This window comes from Arthrobacter sp. Hiyo1, assembly GCF_001263615.2.
Taxonomy (GTDB): domain Bacteria; phylum Actinomycetota; class Actinomycetes; order Actinomycetales; family Micrococcaceae; genus Arthrobacter.
In genome coordinates this window covers 29,961-49,402 of the sequence record NZ_DF952478.1, presented here as the reverse complement: position 1 = coordinate 49,402, position 19,442 = coordinate 29,961, and the positions used below count along the sequence as shown (strand labels likewise).

17 protein-coding genes and 1 pseudogene are annotated in these 19,442 nt (G+C 60.3%); 9 read left to right on the top strand and 9 right to left on the bottom strand.

What is annotated here, in order from left to right:
* Nucleotides 1-589, top strand: a 589-nt coding sequence (locus AHiyo1_RS22570) for a S1 family peptidase (protein WP_059390082.1), incomplete at its 5' end; no start/stop codon positions are given.
* Nucleotides 590-1,062: 473 nt separating this feature from the next.
* On the opposite strand, the gene AHiyo1_RS22565 is transcribed toward AHiyo1_RS22570, so the two are convergent.
* Complete coding sequence (locus AHiyo1_RS22565; RefSeq protein ID WP_059390081.1) at nucleotides 1,063-3,327, bottom strand: kelch repeat-containing protein; 2,265 nt, start codon at nucleotides 3,325-3,327, stop codon at nucleotides 1,063-1,065.
* A gap of 502 nt (nucleotides 3,328-3,829) precedes the next feature.
* Between AHiyo1_RS22565 and AHiyo1_RS22560 the strand changes: the two genes are divergently transcribed.
* Together AHiyo1_RS22560 and AHiyo1_RS22555 are read left to right on the top strand one after the other, a co-directional pair.
* Nucleotides 3,830-4,210, top strand: a complete 381-nt coding sequence (locus AHiyo1_RS22560) for a hypothetical protein (RefSeq protein ID WP_148667723.1) — start codon at nucleotides 3,830-3,832, stop codon at nucleotides 4,208-4,210.
* Between the two features lie 435 nt (nucleotides 4,211-4,645).
* Nucleotides 4,646-5,986 (top strand): SIR2 family protein, encoded by a 1,341-nt coding sequence (locus AHiyo1_RS22555; RefSeq protein ID WP_059390079.1) that lies wholly within the window; start codon nucleotides 4,646-4,648, stop codon nucleotides 5,984-5,986.
* Between the two features lie 320 nt (nucleotides 5,987-6,306).
* Here AHiyo1_RS22555 and AHiyo1_RS27635 read toward each other — a convergent pair whose 3' ends face one another.
* The 4 genes and pseudogenes from AHiyo1_RS27635 to AHiyo1_RS22540 form a co-directional block, all read right to left on the bottom strand.
* Nucleotides 6,307-6,765 carry a hypothetical protein gene (locus AHiyo1_RS27635; RefSeq protein WP_253257568.1) on the bottom strand — a complete coding sequence of 153 codons (459 nt, stop codon included), beginning with the start codon at nucleotides 6,763-6,765 and terminating at the stop codon, nucleotides 6,307-6,309.
* An 8-nt stretch (nucleotides 6,766-6,773) separates the two neighbouring features.
* Nucleotides 6,774-7,324 (bottom strand): annotated as a pseudogene (locus AHiyo1_RS27630) (ATP-dependent DNA ligase).
* A gap of 108 nt (nucleotides 7,325-7,432) precedes the next feature.
* Nucleotides 7,433-8,134, bottom strand: coding sequence for a hypothetical protein (locus AHiyo1_RS22545; protein ID WP_059390078.1), 702 nt, complete (start codon nucleotides 8,132-8,134; stop codon nucleotides 7,433-7,435).
* A 187-nt stretch (nucleotides 8,135-8,321) separates the two neighbouring features.
* Nucleotides 8,322-9,326 (bottom strand): NYN domain-containing protein, encoded by a 1,005-nt coding sequence (locus AHiyo1_RS22540; protein ID WP_059390077.1) that lies wholly within the window; start codon nucleotides 9,324-9,326, stop codon nucleotides 8,322-8,324.
* Between the two features lie 151 nt (nucleotides 9,327-9,477).
* Between AHiyo1_RS22540 and AHiyo1_RS22535 the strand changes: the two genes are divergently transcribed.
* Nucleotides 9,478-10,956, top strand: coding sequence for a hypothetical protein (locus tag AHiyo1_RS22535; RefSeq protein ID WP_059390076.1), 1,479 nt, complete (start codon nucleotides 9,478-9,480; stop codon nucleotides 10,954-10,956).
* Nucleotides 10,957-11,216: 260 nt separating this feature from the next.
* Nucleotides 11,217-12,494 (top strand): LuxR C-terminal-related transcriptional regulator, encoded by a 1,278-nt coding sequence (locus AHiyo1_RS22530; protein ID WP_253257567.1) that lies wholly within the window; start codon nucleotides 11,217-11,219, stop codon nucleotides 12,492-12,494.
* Here the strand turns inward: AHiyo1_RS22530 and AHiyo1_RS28440 are convergent.
* From AHiyo1_RS28440 to AHiyo1_RS27780, 3 genes are all read right to left on the bottom strand, one after another.
* Nucleotides 12,382-13,095: a helicase associated domain-containing protein gene (locus AHiyo1_RS28440; RefSeq protein ID WP_445286256.1), complete on the bottom strand. Its 714-nt coding sequence runs from the start codon at nucleotides 13,093-13,095 to the stop codon at nucleotides 12,382-12,384. The genes AHiyo1_RS22530 and AHiyo1_RS28440 overlap by 113 nt on opposite strands.
* Before the next feature lie 163 nt (nucleotides 13,096-13,258).
* On the bottom strand, nucleotides 13,259-14,035 hold the full coding sequence (locus tag AHiyo1_RS22520; protein WP_059390074.1) for a hypothetical protein: 777 nt from the start codon (nucleotides 14,033-14,035) through the stop codon (nucleotides 13,259-13,261).
* A 103-nt stretch (nucleotides 14,036-14,138) separates the two neighbouring features.
* A complete protein-coding gene (locus AHiyo1_RS27780; protein WP_275937096.1) occupies nucleotides 14,139-14,267 on the bottom strand; it encodes a hypothetical protein in 129 nt (42 codons plus the stop codon).
* 505 nt (nucleotides 14,268-14,772) lie between these two features.
* On the opposite strand from AHiyo1_RS27780, the gene AHiyo1_RS28435 reads away from it, so the two are divergent.
* Genes AHiyo1_RS28435 through AHiyo1_RS22505 form a run of 3 tightly spaced genes read left to right on the top strand, consistent with a single transcriptional unit; the run spans nucleotide 14,773 to nucleotide 18,052 of the window.
* Entirely contained in the window at nucleotides 14,773-15,087 is a 315-nt protein-coding gene (locus tag AHiyo1_RS28435) for an AAA family ATPase (RefSeq protein ID WP_216363299.1), read from the top strand.
* Nucleotides 15,084-16,391 (top strand): ATP-dependent nuclease, encoded by a 1,308-nt coding sequence (locus AHiyo1_RS22510; protein WP_216363298.1) that lies wholly within the window; start codon nucleotides 15,084-15,086, stop codon nucleotides 16,389-16,391. Before AHiyo1_RS28435 ends, AHiyo1_RS22510 begins: the two co-directional genes overlap by 4 nt.
* 11 nt (nucleotides 16,392-16,402) lie before the next feature.
* Nucleotides 16,403-18,052: a UvrD-helicase domain-containing protein gene (locus AHiyo1_RS22505; RefSeq protein WP_216363297.1), complete on the top strand. Its 1,650-nt coding sequence runs from the start codon at nucleotides 16,403-16,405 to the stop codon at nucleotides 18,050-18,052.
* A 146-nt stretch (nucleotides 18,053-18,198) separates the two neighbouring features.
* Here the strand turns inward: AHiyo1_RS22505 and AHiyo1_RS25820 are convergent, their stop codons facing one another.
* Nucleotides 18,199-18,438 (bottom strand): hypothetical protein, encoded by a 240-nt coding sequence (locus AHiyo1_RS25820; RefSeq protein ID WP_216363296.1) that lies wholly within the window; start codon nucleotides 18,436-18,438, stop codon nucleotides 18,199-18,201.
* Between the two features lie 402 nt (nucleotides 18,439-18,840).
* On the opposite strand from AHiyo1_RS25820, the gene AHiyo1_RS25125 reads away from it, so the two are divergent.
* On the top strand, nucleotides 18,841-19,442 hold a 602-nt coding region (locus AHiyo1_RS25125; RefSeq protein ID WP_216363295.1), incomplete at its 3' end, for a hypothetical protein.

The following is a 19,442-nucleotide window of genomic DNA, read 5'->3' as shown; positions in this document are numbered from 1 at the left end:
GGTCACAGTCGCCGGATTCAGCAAGTACGAGAAGGCTGCGTTGAGGGTGCGCAATATCGGCTGCGGTGGACTCTCATCGGGGTCCGGGTTCGCCATCGCCGACCATGTGTTCGTCACGAACCGCCATGTCGTCGGCGGCGCGACTGTGCTCCAGGTGAGCACCTATGACGGCCAGGACATCAGGGTCAACGCTGTCGGTGCCGTCATAATCGCCGATCTCGCCATCGTATGGACGACTGAAGCTCTTCCCGCCACGATCCAGCTGGCCCAATCCAACCCGCCTGCAGGCGCGAAAGTGTCGGTGGTGGGCTACCCGCTTGGAGGTGAACTCACCACAACAAACGGTCACATCCTGAGGTACGGTCCCGATCCAATCGGCTGGTCCTCGCTTCCTATGATCTACAGCGACGCCCCCATCGAGCCCGGCAGCTCCGGAAGCCCAGTCGTCAACGACGGAGGTCTGCTCGTGGGTGTCGCTTACGCGGGGGGCGGTGGGCAATCCATCTTCGTGCCGGTAGAGACCCTCGCCCAAGTACTCCGCACGCCCTCTGGGTACTCGAACGGCTCCAAATGCGACGGGACGCTCTGACGACCGGCTGCTTTCTCATCCTCACCGACCCTGACACCCCCCCCCACCGGGGAAAACACCGAGGCCGCGTCGACAGTCGCGCGACCAGGAACACCGTCGTCCCGGGAACGTTGCAGCAGATGTCGGCATGACAAACAGTTCGACCTTCTATGACCCGGCCAGATGGTCCGGAAACCGGATTTCGGCATGGTCTAGCTCCTGGCGCGCGAATAGCTCATACGCCTCAGCGAGGTACCTATCCCCGCAGCATCGAGCGTTTCCTCGGCAGCCAGCCGGTCGACAACATCTGTTCGCCTCTTGGTCGAGCAAATCCACGGCCACGAAGCCGTGTTCCTCGATGACGATCCATCCGAGAAGCTCACGGTTTCCACTGACCGCCACCCTCCAGCCATCTCTTAAACCCAGGGATGCAACGTGGCCATCTGTGAGCAGTTCTTCACCGCCGCCAGGGGTAGTCCCACGCAAGTTGCTACTTACTGGGCCGGCACGTAGAGCAACGGCTCCAGTGGCACGTCTGGCCCTCCTGCGATCGATGAGGCTTCAGATAGGCCTGACGCCAAGGCTGTTCCGTCAGGTAGTAGGGTCAGCCGTCCAATAAGAGAAGCAACGGGAAGCGGTGCCGTGGTGGTCCAGGAGCCGGTCGTGACGTCATAGATCTCGGCGGTACTCAACCGCGGGTTCCCGGCGGTCAGACCGCCAGATGCAGCGGAGCCGAAGCCGCCAGCCACGAGCACTTGTCCGTTGGGAAGATTCGAGGACGCGCCGTCCGCACGCGGTGCTTGCATGCTTCCGGTCGTTGCCCAGGTTCGGGTATCGGGGTTGTAAATTTCGGCGGTTGAGAGTGGTCCAAGCAGATTGATTCCGCCGAAGACCAACACTCTGCCGTTTGGAAGAATAGCCGCATTCTGCCCGCGACGTTCACCTGTCATCGTCCCGGTTTGCGACCATGTTCCCGTCTTAGGGTCAAAGATTTCCGACGTTCCTGGCTTTGATATGGAGCCCCCTGCCACCAGTACACTGCCGTCTGCCAGCAGAGAGGCAGAATGCGAGTCTCTCGCGGTCGACATGGAGCCTGTCGCCGACCAGGTACCCAGGGCCGGATCGTAAATCTCGGCGGTAGCCGTTGGGATACCGCTTATCTGGCCGCCAACGACAAGCACGCGACCGTCGTTGAGTAACGTTGCGGTATGACCGCGTCGCGGTGCGGAAAGGCTTCCGGTGGCTGACCAGGTGCCAGCAACCGGGTCGAAGAGCTCCGCCGCGGCTCCATCAAGGTCGCCACCGCCTGCAACGAGGACCTTGCCCGATTGGAGCTTTGTCGCCGTGTGACCGTGGTGTGATTGAGCCATTGAGCCGGCTGATGACCAAAGCCCCGTCTTAGGGTCAAATATTTCTTCCTGCTGCAGGAATACATTCCCGGCACCGGTACCGCCGGCAACAAGGACACGGCCATCATCAAGGAGTGTGGCAGTGTTTCCCGATCTCGTCGAGACCATGTTGCCTGCCGCTGTCCATTTGGCTCCCGAGGCGGGTAGTGCGCTAAGTGTGGCTGTGCCGCTCACAAGGTTTCTCACTCCTTTGACGGTGTGAGGCCCAGGAAGGGCCGGTGTGCACACGGCCCCTTGGCAGCTTCCATCAGGTGAGATTCCAAATGTGGTCTCGGCAGTAACATCTCCCAGCGGTTTGTTGAACGGATCGACGGCAGTAGCCGTGTAGGCCTGGGATGTGCCTACAGTCACCGTCGCGGTGGCGGGCGCGATGCTGAGATGGTCGACGACACCGGGAAGCTGGCTTAGCAGTGTACCGGCGATTTTTGAGCCAGTATTCGTAACCAGCGCATTTGCTGTGTTTTTGTTCTTGCCTTCATAGCTGTTGATATGGACGTTGATGCCGGCCTTGAAGCTTGCCTTGTCGACGAGTGTTGCCAAAGAGAAGTCACAGACGAAGTCGCCTAGGTTGCACAGGTCATAGGTGCTTGACGGTGTCGGCACATCCCGGTCCCCCGCGGTTAGAAAGCTCTTGATGCCTTGGGCTGAAAGTGGAGCGGTACCGAAGTGCATCGCCGCTGTATTGCTCTTCTTTGCGGGGTCTGCGATAAGTACTGTCGCAGTGATGCGACGCAAGAGTGCCTGGCTCGCAGCGTCGCCCTTGTTGGCGTTGTCGCTCAGGTTAAGCAGAAGCTCATGCATGACCAGTGCGCCTTGAGAGTAGCCGCCCAAGACAAACCGAGCATCAGGGCATACGGCCGCATCGGCCGATAGGTCTGCCGTGGCAACCTTGAGACCTTCGTTGATGCTCGCCAGATACAAGTCGAGGTGATATTTGACGTAATACACGGTGAACGCTGTTACACCCGCTCCTCCAAACGGGAGAAGTGCGGCGAGAACGTTTTGTTCGTTCTTTGATAGCGTCAGCACGTCAACACTAGCGGCCGCATATACCACGGAGTGTGGACTAACCTTCAGCTTTCCGCTCAGGTCTTTCGCCATCTGCTGGTATAAATCGTTGAGCTCCGGGCCTAGACCGGACTCTGCCGCGAGATCCTTTTCTCCAGAACCACGAGCCCCGATGAAAATCACGGCCGGACAATCACCGCGCGGCACGACCGCCGGCGACGGCTTGGCGGCAGATCCAATGGCTGCGAAAGCGCTCTGTGGTGCGAGAACGAAACCCATTGAGAACATGATGGCGACCAAAACGGCGGCGATTCTGCGCCAAGATTGGGCGCGGATGTTCACGGCATTCTGTCGACTTACCCCGTTCCCCGGGCGGCAACCGTGGCCCTTGTTTCTTCCCGCCCTCATAGCTCGACGCAATGCAAACACGATCGTGCCTTCCGGTAATAGGACTTCCTGTTTGGGGGCGCACCTACGACGACCGCCTGCATGCCACACGAGGGGAACTAGTCAGCAATTATTGAAAGCCTCGGGTTTCGAGCTGAAAAAGGATCCGCACGGATGGGACAAGTACCCCGACCAACGCCTTGGATACTATTCGGCCGGGACGGCGCAGACGCGAGTAGCGACTACTCGTTTGAGGATTCGATTGGCCTTCTGGGGTATGAGTAGTCATGGAAACCATTCGCGGCCTGAGTTCCGAAAGGCATGGCCATGTGTACAACCCGTGTCGCAGCTGGCTAGTCTCCTAGCCAACCGTCTCTTTGCCTTGACGTTAGAAAAGGCTTGTGAGATTGGCCAAGACAACCGGGGCCGCGCCCCGGTGTCCGCTACGCTCAGCCTCATGACAGATGATCCAACCCCAGGCGAGTTGCTGCTGATGTTCGAAACTGTGGCGCTTGAGTACGAGGCATTCGACGCCATGTTGCCCGAAATAAAGGAATTCAATATCGGAGGCAGCCGGGATCAAGCTGCGCACATGGGCAACCAGATACGCGCCATGCTCCTGCGGAAGTTCATCACGAAGAAAGACTCTGTCTACCTTCCAAAGATCTACGACGCAATCGTGACCTGTTCCACTCCCGCCTTTGTCGAAGTTTCCAAGAGAAATGCAGCAACCCGCAAATCGGATTTTGCCGATGCTGGAAAAGCACGAGCTCGTTCGTTGTCGGCGTCGGAGAGCAACAAACATCCCACGGCGAACAGGACATTTACTACGACTTGACGTATGGTCGTCTGCTCCACGCGGATTTCGATAGGTGGTGTCGCCTTGAGAAGATGCCGGACTTGTATCCCGAATGGGCTCTATGGGAGGCACACGGCCCATTCGATTTTTTCGTCAAGGAGGCCCGGCTGACGGTCACTGACGGCCGGGCAAATGGAAGCCTCGTGGTTCCAGAGCGTACCCGCGCTCGACAGTTGCCCACAGACTGACTGCGAGTGAAGCCGTCACCCGACGCGGAAACATCGTGGATCACGCCAGTGGCCTGCGCCCACCGCTTTGCCGAGAGCTTTGTGATTCTCGACAACAGGCAGTGCCACATCGGTGAAAGGTTTGTACGTGCGCGTACGTCCAGGTTGAACGGACGGCAGGTTTAGGATGGCTGGAAGCTCGGTCTCGGCTCGTGGGTGATGAGAGCAACGAATGGCTGAGGAGATAATGACTGAAAAACGCATTGCGGTCCTTTTGGGGGCGGGAGCTTCTGTCGACGCCGGATTGCCCATGTCAACCGACCTCACTAAGCTCCTCGTCGAGAAACTTGGCGAGCAGCTGACATATGACCGGTCCGTCCTCGACGCCCTGCATTTTGTTTGCAGCGCAATGATTGGTCATCGTGGTTCAGCTGGGGAGTCCCCATATGCCGGCATCAATGTGGAGAAGATGTTCTCAGCAGTTCGGCTCCTTAGCGAACGGGCTGAACACGAAGCAGCACCGTTCGTTTCAAGTTGGCTTCCTGGCGTAGAAGGTGTCGACGCCCACCCTGTGGAGTCCTTGGACCGCGAGATCATCGAGTCGATCACTTCCACGCTCACGGGAGAGCGCGGATCCAGCACCAGCCTGACGCATCTGATTTCAAGTATTGCGCGAGCTGCCGTCCGCCCAGGAGACGGATCCGTATACCGGAAGCTGGAAAACAAACTCCTCCCGGCAGTATGCACCGTCCTCTCCCAACATGAGGACGTAACCTATCTCGAGCCGCTAGCCAATCTGGCCAGGAACCAGAAACACGGTCTTGATATTGCCACGTTGAATTATGACCTGACCCTCGAGACAATGTGCTCCAAAGTCGGCGTGCCGGTCGAAACGGGAATGGACAAATGGATACCCGGACACCCCATCGTCTTCGATGAAAAAACCAAGCAAATCAGACTCTTTAAGCTTCATGGCTCTATCGACTGGTCCTACAGGCTGAACAAACCGGACCCAACCAAATCCGAAAGACTGATCCGGACACAAGCAGTCACCAAGACAGACCCCTCAAGCAACTACTCTCCCGCCATCGTCATCGGTGACAGGGAAAAGCTCGGAGGCGATGGCCCGACGCTCGCCTTGATGCGCGAGTTTGAGCGCCGGCTCGAAAGAGCAGACCGCTTGGTGGTGGTCGGATATTCTTTCGCGGACAACCACGTCAACGCCGTCATTCGAAACTGGATCAACACCGGGGCGGAACGTTCATTGACAGTGGTTGATCCGTCCTGGCCCAGGTTTCCAGGCGGCTTCCAATCAGACTTGGTAAATGGCCTGATCAGCTCATACGGACCAGGGTCCGAGCCGCTTCCGCCCAGAATGAACGTGATCAGGAAGAAGGCCGCCCAGGGGCTGGACGAGGCGCTGGCTCAGGGCCCGAGCTCCGGTCCGGACACCGAATTCTGGCTCCACATCGCAGAGCCAGAGGCGGACCCCTTGGTACTCCAGATTCGAAACATGGGCCTGACGTCGAGAACGTACGGATTTATGCCGGCGACTCAACCGATGACCGCCGGACCATCCGGGGTTTAATCCGCAGGGGCTCAGGAGGCGAGTCACAACAGGTTCTTGACCTTGGTGACCTTCCTCAAGGCGGAGTTCTGGAAGCAGAGCTCTCCCTACGTCGGACTCCGGAGCCTGGCACCGAGGATATTGCGTTGTCGTGTGAAACGAGCACCGGTCTAAGGCACAACATCTACGATGTTCGTCTTCAAACCGGACAAGTAACGCTTCGTTCCTGAGGCTGTCACCAGCAACCCAGTTTCCGGGGGTATGCCATGGTACGGGCAGAGGCTGGCGACCCTTTCCCGCGAAGGTTGGTCCCTGAGGGAAGTCCTAGGACTCTGCTTTGCCTAGGGCAATGGAGGCTCCAGTTTCTCAGGAATGGTGACATCGGCGGGGTCCAGATCCGGGCGCGCCCGCAGCACGCGCACAGAATGGCGGAAGGCCCTGTCTGACCAGGCCACGTCCGCCGAGACCTCAACAACAATCGGCTCCACCAAGGTCAGCCGGACCGGCTCCCTGTCCTTGCTGAACCGGTCCAACCATGTCGCCGGGATCTCTTCGGGCCAGGGGTGATTCCCCACAGGCCGGCGCAGATACCTGCCGAGGTTCCTGGACATTGCAGCACTCAGAACAGAGGAACGGCCCACTATCCGCAACCGCCCGTACATCGGCAGCCCCACCACCACGGTTGAAGGACGGCCAATGGATCCTGTCACCGCGGCAACCACCACATCCAGGTTATTGCGTCGCTTAACCTTCAACCAGATCCGGGACGCCTCAAAAGCTTGCTCCGAGCCCTTGATCATCAGGCCTTCTACCCTGTTGAGGGCAGGTTCCGAAACCACTCCTCCGCGAGCTCCCTGTCTGTTGTGGTCGGGGAGAGGTTCAGCGGCGGAACCCACGTGCGCGCGAGTTCTTCCAGAAGCTCCCGACGACGGGACCATACAACTTCCCTGATGTCATGGCCGGCCACAGCAAGGAGATCGAAGGCCACATACGAAGCAGGTAGCTCCCGCACCATCCCGGCGAGGCCTGCCTTGGAGGCAACTAGGCGGCGCTGCAGCGCCTCGAAATCCAGCCGGCCCCCGGACCAGATGACCGCCTCACCATCGAGCACACACCCGGTGGCACCTGATGTCCCAAAGCCGAGATCAGTTCAGGGAAGTACCTCGAGAGATCCCTACCTTGCCGCGAGAACAACGACACTTCGTCCGCCCCAATCAAGGCACACTCCCGGAAGCCATCCCATTTGGGCTCAAAGACCAAGTCGCCAGGCAGGGCACCCGCGGAAGGGATTGTCTCCACTGCCCGTGCCAACGCCAGGGCGACAGGAGGACGCAACGACCGTGGCAAACTCTCAGCCATGGCGTCAGTGTAGGCCTGTACACCCCGCAGCTGACGGGGGAGATCTAATCCAAAGGGAAATTCCTGCACGCCACTTTTCTTCATAGTGACCTCCGGAGTGAGATCCGGTCATGGCACATTCCTCCCCTCAATCTGTGGAGTGCTGTCTTGCCCGAGTCCAAACGCGTCATAGACGTCGCTCCAGTCGCTGCCCAGCTGTTCGGTCAGGCTTGATGGCATAGGCGTGCCGACGTCCGCGACGTAAACGTTAACGACAGTCGGTGCCCATTCCTTTGCCGTAACCGTCACACGCTTCTCGAATAATTCTTCGGGGAGCCCCAGTGACCCGCTGACGACGAGGCGCTCAATTAGGTGGAGCGTCTCGATTGCGGCCAGCATCTCGCCGCACACGGTCTTTGTCGCGTTCAGCAGCATCTCCTCCGCGCTGATCCCTTTTCCATAGGACCGCCGCAATTCATCCTCATGCAGCAAGTGACCGTATAGCCAGGCCCCGGCCATTTCTTTGTTGGAAATGCTCGGCTCGGAACGCGGGGCCTTGGGGCGGCCGTTAGGGTAATCCGGGTCGGCGATCCGGAACTTTGACCTAAGTTCTTCGACTTCCTTTTTGTGTTCGGATGAGGCTGACACGATCTCGGCCAGCGCATTGAGGACTTTGTCGTAATGCACGCCATCCTCTTTGAGAAACAAGGGACGGACCCGTGCCGCAGCAGATTCGACCTGCTCGGTAGGCAACAATGGAGCGGGCTTCATCTGCACGGATTTTTCGCCTGTTACATGGTTCACAATGAGATTGAAGCTCAACGTCCACACAGCATGTTTCTCCAGGACTCTCTTGTCTGCAGCGAGCGAATGCTCCTGAATCAGGTGCGCGTAGCACGAACCGTGACAGGGTCCGGAGAGCCGCCTTCCTTCTGTCGTCTGTCATGAATTCTTCATGGCTCCTGGTTTCGTTCCTTCGATGAACTCCTGCTGATTGGTTCGAAGTAGAATCCGCACCTCAAATGAGTGCGTCCAGTTTTTCCCAGAACGCCAGGCGCAATGCTTTGCGGACCGCCTGCAGGTCGGTCTTGTATTCGCCGATCCTCTGCGCGCAGTCTTTCAGGAGAACCCGGTCGATCTCGACGGGAAGGATGGGCCTGTCGGCGAGTAGCTCATTCAACTCGCCTTGGGTCACCGAGCCGTACCAGCTTGCCGCGACGCTCTCACCGACTTCCTGGGCCACGTCCATGGGGCTGTCTTCGGGGACGACGGTCGAATCGGTCCCTCCGGAGCTGTACACCAGATGCGCCCCTGCCTGTACCCCTGCCGGATGTGGGCGCTGGAGAGCATGATGAAGCGGACGCGTTGGCGGCCCGGGCTTTGCCGCCGATGCTGTCGGTTTCGGTACCGGACGCGGCAACGGATGCCCGGTGTGGGCAGGAAACGCAAGAGCCGGCCGCGGGGCATCCTGGACGATCCTGGTGAAGCACTCATCAATCAGCTCAGCGGGCAGGGTGATGATGCTGTCCACCCGCAGCGCCAGGTGCTCGGCGACTGACATCACCCCGAGACGGTGCGCCGAGTCCGCGACACCGACCAGGACGACCTTCATGCCCAGGTCCTGGGCTTCTTCGACGGCTTCGGCCAGGTCGTCATCACCGGATACAAGGTAGGCAACCGAGGCTGCCCGGTTGCGGGCCACCCCGACCAGGTCCAGGCCCAGCTTCAGGTCGACGCCCTTCTGCTCTCCGTTGAACGAGATCCTTCCGAGCCTGACCTTCACGCCGGGCAGGAGGCCGATCTGCTTGTGCTGATCGGTGAACAACGCGTCCTTGGACGCGTCATACCAGTACGTCCGCAGCACATCCAGCCCGGAATGTTCTTCCGTGCACTTCATGATGCCCTGGATCAGCTTCTCGAAATTGACGCGAAAAGCGGACCGGAGCGAGGTCCCCGCAATCTGTGTCCCGCCTACGGCCAGAAGGAAACCTGCATCGACGAAGATTGCGCGTTGGGAGACCATGGCCCCGATGATACCTGCCGGTAGCGTCCGTGCCCGCGAGCCGTCGCGGCGCAAATATACGACTTACTCCAAGGTGCCGAGAACCCAGCATCAGAAGCATGGTGACGATAGAATCTGTCCCTGTGGGTAGAGAAGTTGGGGGCGAGGCCGCATGACACGTTATTCGGAGTTTCGGCAGGCCACCCGACGCCATGCACCATCCGAGCTGATCCCTGCGGTCGCGGCGGCCGCTGCCCTCCAGGTCTATGAGAAGGACGTGGCGAAGTGGGCCAAGGGCGTACCGCCGTGGGCGTACGCTGCCATGGCCAGAGATTGTCTGCTCTACAGCGACGAGCACCGGTACAAAAAGGTTGACGACCAGGCCATCATATGGATGCGAAACATCCTCAATGATGTTTACGAGCCGGATGAAAGACTCGTCGCTGACATCTTTGCCATGATCTCCGGATATGTTTACGAGCAGTCCTTCTACCAGAAGGACGAGATGCAAGAAATGGCGCGGTCCTACCTTCTCTACACGCAGACTGAGGTCCCGGAGCAGTATCGGATCCCCTCGGGACCTGACTGGGAGGAGCACCTCGGCCTCCCGCTGCGTTTAGCCATCACCGCGTCATTCATGCTGTGCGCATGGGCAGCAAGCAATCATGGCAGAGTCGACCCAAAGTTCCCGAACTCAGCGGCCTACGAGCCACTGGAGGGGTTGGTTTCCGGGGCGGACATGAACCGGGTCCTTGATCTTTTGACGACAACGGTTCCTGTTGCAAAGGCACGGGCCAAAGAAGTCCGGCAGTTGCCGAACTCACTGCAGCGATACGCGTTCAATCCGCTGGTCGAGCGACCATTCGTGGCTTTTGATGACGGTGTCCGGTACGCACCACAGCCGAAGTTTGTTCTGCGGGCGTTCTCCACCGAAAACCTTTACTATCGGGGTGTCAAAAGGTGGGGAAACGCGTTCGGTCAGGCATTTGGTGCAAGGCTCGAGGCTTACACGGGTATGCAGTTGCAGCACACCGGTAAACACCAGGTACTTCCAGAGTTTGAATGGCGCAAAAACCGAACGGGGAAAATGCGGTCATCCGACTGGTTCCTCATCACCCCCGCCGCCACCATCCTGATCGAATGCAAGTCTGCGCGGATGAGTCTGGACGCCAAGGCGGGGACGGGCGCGGCCGATGAGCTGCTGGACCGCTACGTTAGTCATGCCTACGACCAGCTCGGAAAAAACGCGGCCCAGATCAGGGAAGGAAACCCGGCCTTCGCTCATGTCCCTTCTGACCGTCCCCTGCTCGGGCTGGTCGTAACGGCTGAGCCGATGTTCGGAGCTAATCATGTTGAACTGCGTGAGCGCTTCGGGACAAACGAGTTACCGGTATTGACCGCGTCATTGGAGGACATCGAGCTCATTGCCTCCCTCGACCCCCAGACCGTGGGTGATGCGTTGATGAAGATTGCCAACGATCCGGAGCTTGCAACCTGGAGCGTACGACAGTCAGTGACCGAGATACTCGGGCGGGAATCACTCCCTGCAAATCAGCTCATCCATGAGACCTTCGACGTACTGACACCTCTCGAAACCTTTCGGACGAAGCACGCTCCAGGCGCGAGCTTCGGGGTGTTCCCGACATTCTGACCAGGTCAGGTAGCGGTTGCCGCGAGAAGTTTGTTGACAACTGAATTGGTGTTTGAAGTCGACGCGGTGCCCCACGCTCGGGACTGTTGTCTGACCACGACTTTGCACCTCTGACGTGAGTTGGCCCTGCCCGGTTAAGACTGTGCGGCCACCACCGACCACTCATTTGGACCCGGTTCGCCACCTAATTCCATAATTTCGACACTCAACGGCCCTACCCCGCACATATCATCTGAAGGACCCCGTGGTTTTGGGGATCAGTGGAATCTGGAGGGGCGATCACGGTGCTGTTTGAGCGGGAGACCACCCGCATTCTGGAGTTTGCCCGCCGGGGTTTCAGTGTTCGGGTCATCGGAGCACCAGGAAGCGGCAGAACCACGGTGGCAAGGAAGGTTGTCGACCACCTGGAAAACCGAGGCGCGAACGTTTACAGCATCTTTGCAATGCGTTCCCTCAAAGGCTTCCCGTTTGCCGGCCTCGACTCCTTGGACTTGGGGCAGCGCCACCGGGCTTCGGGCATCGTCGGCCTGTCCGACGTGTTGTCGGGGCTGCTGGCACAACAAGGACCCCGGTTCATCGTTGTCGATGGCATCGAAAACCTGGACAGCGAGACTCTGGCTGTTATCGAGGTCGCCCGGGAACGCACGCAGAGGCCCATCATCATGACGATGAGCGATATCCCGTTCAGTTCCACGCCTCTGCTTGGTTTGGATTGTTGGCCCGGTATCGCCGTCCCGCTCCAGCCCCTCCGTTATGAGCAGGTCGAGGCTGTCAGCGCGGAAATCCTCGGCGCGCCGGCCGATGATGACGTCGTCGCACGGGTCTTTTCGTGGTCCGGCGGCAACCCTCGTCTCGTGGCCAGGATCATTGAAAGTGCCGTGCTGAGCGAAAGGCTCACACTCCGGGACGGCTCCTGGCACATCAATGGCAACACCCTGATGAACGAACATCTTCACGGCACCGTCGAGGGCCTGCTTTACGGCCTGGATCGCGATGAGCGCACCGCATTGCGCACCATAGCGATCACCGGTTCTTGGCGTCTGGACCATCGCACCACGATCGGAGCTGACGTGCTCGACCGATTGGAGCACCGCGGCCTCCTCGCGGTGGATGCAGGTTCCAACGGAGCCGTCACTGCGTCCGTCTTTCCTCCGTTGATCGCCGACTGCCTCAGGAACCAGGCCCGCGGCTCACGCGCGAGGAGCCCCGTCGATGACTTCAGCCCGGCACAAGGGACCGAGGCTGCCATCGGGTCGCTCAGCAAAAAATACTCCCGCGAAGACCAGACCAGGGTCGTGACTCCCGGAACCGCGGTTCAAGGTCTCACCAAGCGCGAGGCGGAAGTCGCCCTGCTGGCCGGGGATCTGGACAACAGGGAGATCGCCTCGCGGCTCGGAGTCAGCATACGGACCGTTGAGAACCACATCACGAACGCCCGCCGCAAAACACGGACGGATACCCGCGAAGGGCTCTCCCATCACGTGCACCGGGCGGCACGGTCCAGGAGCTCGGAATCGCCGCAGGAGGCTCGTGACTAGTACCCCGCCGCGGCCGCCAGGTATTCCAGCCGTCCGCTGCTTTGTCCAGCTCCCGACGGCGGTGTTCGGACAGTTGGCCGTTGATGGCTTTCTGCCTCTGGGAATGAAGCCATGTGCCAAGCCTCCGCTCAACGTCATCGTCCCGGTTTTTGTAGCTCGGCAACCGGTCATGCCTGGCAAGATAGTCCGCCAGCGAAGATAGGTTCCGGGTCCAATTGTCCGAATCCCGGATGCCCCGCATGGACGTACGCCAGGACCCGACAGCGTCCAAAGCTTCGGCTCGTTCAGCGCTCAGGACGCCTTGTCCTGCGGCACGACGCTGGGCCCTGACCCACCGAGCCAAATTGCGTTCCGCCAGGTCCATCGGGCTTGACCGTGGAGGGAAACCATTCTCCTCCACGAATTGGGTAAACTCCTGCAGTCTGGCGAGCCATTGCGGCGTCAAAGCCGAAGAATGCCGTGGCGGCGGCGCATTGCGCAGGTGCTCGGACTTCAGCGTCGGATCCTCCCGCGCCCGGCGGCCAATAGTCCAATTGACGGCACGAGTGTCAACGTTGCAAATCTCAGCGATCCTCGACGTACTCAGACCCTGACGGTACATGAGTTCCCACTCTTCGCGGCTCGCAAACCGTCGTTCAGCCATCGTCCCCAAGCGACGCCCTAATCTTCACGCGACAATCCGTGGGCTCATTTTTCCACAGGCACCGCCGACGTCTGATCGGTTCGTTTGCCGATCTAGCGGCCGGGCAAAAGTCAGCAATGCACTAGGCGGCAGCGAAATTCAGGGTTATTCCCATTTTCTTCGCCGCGCGCTCCACCTGCGCCCGTAGACTTCCTTTGCCATCGATCTCATTGCATGCCTTCAGTGAGGCAAGCAGCATGCAGACCGCGGTGCCAAGCCACGCTTCGTGGGATTCGAGCTCGGCGTCAGGCCTGAATGCAAGCCCCGGGGCCGTCTCAGTCTCCGCGAGATAGAAGTCACCCATTGCCATCCCGGCGTGACTGAAGGAGCTCATCACCCGCCACGAACAGTAGACAGGCAGCCCGTCGAAGATTTGACGGCACCGCTGTTCAAAGTGCCGACCCCCTGGGAGGTCGGAGTCGGCGAACTCGTCCAGCACTTGTTTGATCTCATCCACTTGAGATTTGTCGACGCTGTCTGACCCGGTTTCGATGATGTTCTCAACGGCGGCCTTTCTTAACCGGAATCCTTCATGGATGACCGCCCTCGCGTTGCTCGGTTCGAGGTAGAGCCAGATCGAGGTCATGGCATTCTCAACGACAAGGCGTATCAAAGGCACTGCGATGATCATCCGGTTCTGCGCTGAGAGGTCGAGGACAGTACGCATGAGCTCGACTACATGGTTCGTATAGCTCCAGATCATCGGTCCACCACCCTCGACATACTCGGCCTTCATTTCGAACGATTCCTGACGAATGCGGTCCCAGTGCGCTATCTGTTTACGAGCGAAAGCACGTAGCTCCGCCAGGTCGTGGAATTTTTCATGGATAGCTTCAGCGTTGTAAGTCACTTCCCCCATGGGACCTCCGTGTGCGCTCAGACTTTGGCGGATTTCCAGTTCGTACATCCTTGCACGGTCAATAACGAAAAGCCCTGCGGTGCTCGAACAATAGGACTATTGACTACCCGGCCGATGCCTCATCCAGGAGCCGCTGAATCCAAGCCGCGAGCTCGTCCATGTCCTCATCCAGATCATCGAACTCAGTGCCGATCTCGGCCAGCGACGCCTTGGCGCGGGCTCTCGAAGCCAAGCCCTTCTCATGAGCCAGCCGTAGCTCCTCCGTCGTCAGAGCACCGGCCCCGACCAAAGGTACAGGAACCCCGTCGGCTTTCTTACGGCAGGTCGCCCGGGAACACGCACCGCCGCGCGCACCATCTCGCCGCGTGTGATCGCAGCAGTACGCCTTCCAAAGCGCACCGACATGGCCGGCGATAGCAAGCTTTTCGTAGTGAGGTTGATGTTCCGGCTGATGCTCACAGAGGCATCGCCGGCCATGAATACGATGAGACGGTTGAAGGATCGCCGATCAGCGGCCCGACTTGAAGATTTCCAAGCGGGTCCTCGAAAGTCGGATTGCAGCGCGGTTCGAGGGCGTTTCAATGCCCCTGCTTCTCTTTGGACGTGGAATTGAGACCCGTGCCGTCGTCGTTCGCGGCGATCCGCGAAGGAGGCACGTCCGAATGCTTCAATATGACTCGTAGGACATTGATTGGAGCTGTGGTTTCGCTCCCGGGGGTTGAAGGAGCGGGCCGAAAATGCGTCTGTCCAGAATTGAGATCAAGAACCACAGCAGAATCCAGGATCTGGATCTTGGGGTGCGTCGACATGCCGTCATCGTCGGAGCCAACGATGTCGGCAAATCGTCGATCCTGCGCATGCTGAACCTGCTGTTGGGGGCGAGTACAGCCGGCCTTTATCAGTCACTAACCCCGGCTGACCTTCGAGATCTCGAGCAACCTCTGGTAGTCAACGCCTGGTGGGCCCATTTCACAGGAAGAACCGTCGCCCGTTCCCTTCGGAGATCAGCATCGGATCGGACCAGGTCAGTGAGTATCTCTGGGTGCAAATGATCGTTGAGGCTCATCCTGAGGACGAAGAAGCGGTCACTGTGCGCCGCTGGTTCCCCGAAAGCGGCCATGAGCGAGGGCCCAGCCGCGAGCAGCTGGAGGAGTTCGGTTGGCGCTACCTGCGCGCTACTCGAGGCTCGTCGATGATGGATGGGGCGCACAGCCCGGTGCGAACTCTCCTTGCGGCTGCGGATCTGGGTACGAATGAGGCGGGGCTGAAGGCTCTGCTCAATCAATTCAATGCGCAGCTGTCCGGAAACGAATCGGTCGGTCAGCTCCTCGAACGAGTCGCGAAGCACCTCAGCCGTGCCATGCCGCGAAGCGTTACCCGCGAGGATTTTTCAGTGCGGAGCGTGACCGACCCGTCCAGCGATGTGCTTCAGGACGTGTCGATTTTTCTCAACCGTGGTGACGCTCAGGTGTCGTTGATGGAGCAATCGGACGGTGTACGTCAACTCATGTCTATGACGCTCTTCGACTTGGCCGAGGGTGCTGCCAACGTGCTTGCAATCGACGAACCGGAGATCCATTTGCACCCAACCAGCCAGCGAACAGCTGCGGATCTCCTGAGCGGGGCGGGCAACCAGAAGGTCATCGTGACCCATTCGCCGTACATCCTTCACCGTTTCGAGCCCTCGGAAGTCATCGCAGTCGATCGCCATGGAAAGTGCCATCAGATCGGAGCCACGAAACTGTCGAAGGTCGAGAAAGTTCGAGCACATTGGTGGTCTCCCCGGCTCCTGGAAGCCCTCACTGCTCGCTTCGTGGTCCTGGTCGAAGGCGATGCCGACCGGGTAATCGTGGAAGCAGTGGCTGAGGTTCTCGGCGTCGATCTCGATCGGCTCGGTGCGGTTGTCGTCGAGTTGGACGGTGCTGACAAGTTCAAGAACGTTTTCCCTCTCCTTGGGCCCGACGGCTTCGGACCGACCCTTCTCGGCCTTGTCGACGAGAACGAGAGCGGGTCCTGGGTCAACGCCTTCGGTGGCAAACGGAATACGGTGGTCGACAAGAAGGTGTTCATCTCTGCGGTCGATCTCGAGGACGAGTACACCCGAGCTCTCGGCGGTCCAGCATCGGCACAGGCCCTCATCGCCGGCGGGTTCTGTCGCGAGCAAGGGATATTGCAGGCCGCGGCTGCCGGAGCGGTCGAGGATCTCGCTCCCGACGCCGTGGCGAAGTTCTGCAGGAACAACGGAAAGGTCGACGCTGCAACCTGTATCGCTGAAGTGTTGACCGCAGAGACCGCGGAGAAGATCGGCAGCGTGTCGCGCCTGCTGCGCACTCTCGATGAGCTGAGCAAGCAGTGACCGGCTTCACCTTGAGCCGGGAACAGCTCGATGCGGCGACATCCGATGATGACCATTTGCTGATCGTCGCACCGCCAGGCTGTGGCAAGACCGAGGTCCTCGCGCATCGTGCCGCCCATCAGATCAACTCGCTAGAGAAGAACCAGCGCGTGCTCGCGCTGACTTTCACTAAGAGGGCGCGTTCGAACCTCGAAGAACGTCTCCGATCCGTACTAGGCCATGCACGAACACAGCGGCAGATCGTAGTCCGGAACCTCCACGGGTTCGCTACGCAGGTCGTCCTCGCGCACGGCGGAACCATTGGCCTCGACATGGAGAGCCTGGAGCTGCCGAAAACCAGCACCGTGCGAAAGGCCATGGAGGCTGCCGGAGGCGGTTCAGCGATGTACGACGCCGAGCGCATCCTGAGCGAGATCAAGCGAAACCCGCTCTCCGATGCCGAGGTGCTAACGGCCGTTCAGCAGTACCGGCCCGGGCCTGAGCGAGAACTCGCCGACAAGGTAGAACGTGCGCGCCAGGAGGCGAATCAGCTCCACTACGATGACGTTTTGCGGCATGCGCAGCGCCTTCTCCGCGTTCCAGCGGTCGCACGGCTTTACCAGACCCACTTCGGCGCTGTGCTGGTGGATGAGTTCCAGGACCTCTCGATGCAGCAGCTCGATCTCGCTCTGCTGAGCTGCACCTCGCGGCGGACGTTCGCTGGCGATCCGCTCCAGGGCATCTACTCGTGGGCCGGAGCCGCGCCAGCGGAAGTCGAGGCCGCGATCCGAAAGGCGTGTGGACAGCCGATAAGGCTGCATGAGTCCTACCGTTCTTCCCCGAAGGTGCTGGAGGCGGTGAACTCGGTCAGCGAACTGGTCGATCCGGGCTCGAGCCTGACCTCCGCGCAACCAGAGCAGTGGCCGAGCAGAGGCTGCACTGCCGCTCTAGTTCTCCAGAACCGTGCGTCGGAAGCAAAACTGCTGACGCGACTGGTGGGAGCGATCCTGAACCGGAGTCCGGAAGCATCCGTCGGAATCATCACCCGCGCCGCGTGGCGCAGGGAAGCGATTGACAAGGCCCTCGCGGGAGAGACGAGCTTCTCGGTCCGTCGATGGGACCTCGCGATCGACGATCCGGGGATCGTTGCTCTCATCCAGTCGACTGTCGCCACGCTTCCGCCCGGAGCGAGCATCGCGGACGCAAGAGTCGCGGTTCTCGACGCCGTTGACGCCGCCGACATCGATGCTCGCGAGCTGATCGACGACGCTTTCAACACCTTGGAGCAGAGCGACGCCACCACGGCCCGAGAGGCGGTGAGGTCGATCAGGGTCTCGGACCCCAAGCAGACCATCGGCCCTGGCGTTCACCTGCTCAACGCGCACACTGGGAAAGGCCAGCAGTTCGACTGGGTGTTCGTCGTCGGCCTGGAAGAAGGGCATCTGCCGGGCAAGCGAAACAGCCAGGGGGCGGCTCTGACGGAGGAACAGCGGGTGCTGCTAGTCATGCTCTCCCGCGCGCGCCACGGCCTCTTGGTGACGAGAGTGAAGATGGCGGACGGGATGTACGGGCCATATCAGGCCAAGCCAAGCCGCTGGTGGCCTGGGATCCACGCTGAGTTTTCGTCGCCCGAGGAAGTCGAAGCACATCTGGAGACGTGCGCCACGGGAGCCTTGGTGTAGGCCGGTTGAGACGGCGAGTCCATCCCAAGCGCCCCGGCGCGTCCGATACGGCCATGGTCCCCCCCTAGCAGGTTCATCCCGCCAAATGGCAGACGGGATGGTGGCTCCGGTCTTGCGGTCGAAAGCCGTGCGGGTCGACGGACGTTTCACCGGGATCGATGAAAGCCGAAGACGCACGAAGGGCTACATAACGCGGCGCACGGTGACGGCGTACTGCTGCGGAGTTGCTTCTTCTTCCACTCCTCGAACTTCTCGAAGCTGTCTGACGCGGGCATCTCAACCAGCTTGGCGGCCGTCTCGTCCAGTGGCGCGCCGTCCAAGAACTCGGCCTCGGAAAAGGGCATGTGCTCGAGTACGACCCGCAGCGCCACCAACGCGTCGGCCACGAGCAACGGCACCTTGCGCGGAATTGGAGCCACGCGTTCGACAACGGTTCGGCTGAACCGGCCCGTAGGCAGCTCTGTCAGCTCTGGAGTACGCCGTCAGGCTGGGTCTGGTAGTCGAAGGGCAGCTCGGCGACCTACCCGATTAGCTCGTCGGCGTGCGACAGCGTCGCGGCGACGCCGAGATGGCGCTCAGGGAGCCAGACATACATGTGACCGGTCATGAAGACACTCTAGGAGTGAACCCGGACTGACTACGTAACTCGCCGCAGGGGTGCCCGAGCCGAGGGGATCAGCCGTTCCTCCCTCGTCGCGTTGTCCTCGCAACCTGTCTAGCTCCTGCACACCTCCCCCGAGACAATGGTTCACATGGTCAACCGCTACCAACCATTGTCGGATCGCCAGATGGAGGTCCTGAAGTGGGTGGTCGACGGGTGCCCGGACGGGAGGTGGGAGGACCACTCCTACAAACGCACCACTTACGCACTGGCCGATCGGGGCCTGGTCACAGTAGACCGTCGCCGAAACTCATGGTCGGCGCAGGTGACCGAAGGCGGCCGCTACTATCTAGAGCGTCGTCAGTACCCGCCGGATCCCGATGGTCAGGACTCACGCCCCGGGGATGCGGAACAGTCCAAGAAGCGCCGTGCGGCTGTCGAGCTCTCTACGGCCGCCCTCATCGCCGAGCTCCAGGTCGGCGACGGGGTTCTGACCATCCCCGATCCTGCGCCGGACACGCGCGCCTACTACCGCCGGGCGATCAGGAGGGCGATTTCAGACGGCGCGGTACCTGGGGGCTACTTGCTGCGCCACACAGGCCGTGATCGTGGCGACCTGGTGATCCGCCTGATCTCGCGTGATGAGGCCGGTCAGAGTGCGGTGAAGCTTCCGCCCATACCTGTCCCCACCACACTGGAGATCGTCCACGAGACGGTGCGGACGCTGCGGGACGAGCGCCCCGGGCTTCTCGACGTCGCGGAGTCGCGCGGGCGGGCCCTGCTGGTGCT

Bases quoted from the DNA above. Each gene is read 5' to 3' on its own strand.
- AHiyo1_RS22560 (WP_148667723.1), top strand. From the start codon at position 3,830: ATGACAGATGATCCAACCCCAGGCGAGTTGCTGCTGATGTTCGAAACT.
- AHiyo1_RS22555 (WP_059390079.1), top strand. From the start codon at position 4,646: ATGACTGAAAAACGCATTGCGGTCCTTTTGGGGGCGGGAGCTTCTGTC.
- AHiyo1_RS27635 (WP_253257568.1), bottom strand. From the start codon at position 6,765: ATGATCAAGGGCTCGGAGCAAGCTTTTGAGGCGTCCCGGATCTGGTTG.
- AHiyo1_RS22540 (WP_059390077.1), bottom strand. From the start codon at position 9,326: ATGGTCTCCCAACGCGCAATCTTCGTCGATGCAGGTTTCCTTCTGGCC.
- AHiyo1_RS22535 (WP_059390076.1), top strand. From the start codon at position 9,478: ATGACACGTTATTCGGAGTTTCGGCAGGCCACCCGACGCCATGCACCA.
- AHiyo1_RS28440 (WP_445286256.1), bottom strand. From the start codon at position 13,095: ATGTACCGTCAGGGTCTGAGTACGTCGAGGATCGCTGAGATTTGCAAC.
- AHiyo1_RS22520 (WP_059390074.1), bottom strand. From the start codon at position 14,035: ATGGGGGAAGTGACTTACAACGCTGAAGCTATCCATGAAAAATTCCAC.
- AHiyo1_RS28435 (WP_216363299.1), top strand. From the start codon at position 14,773: ATGCGTCTGTCCAGAATTGAGATCAAGAACCACAGCAGAATCCAGGAT.
- AHiyo1_RS22510 (WP_216363298.1), top strand. From the start codon at position 15,084: ATGATCGTTGAGGCTCATCCTGAGGACGAAGAAGCGGTCACTGTGCGC.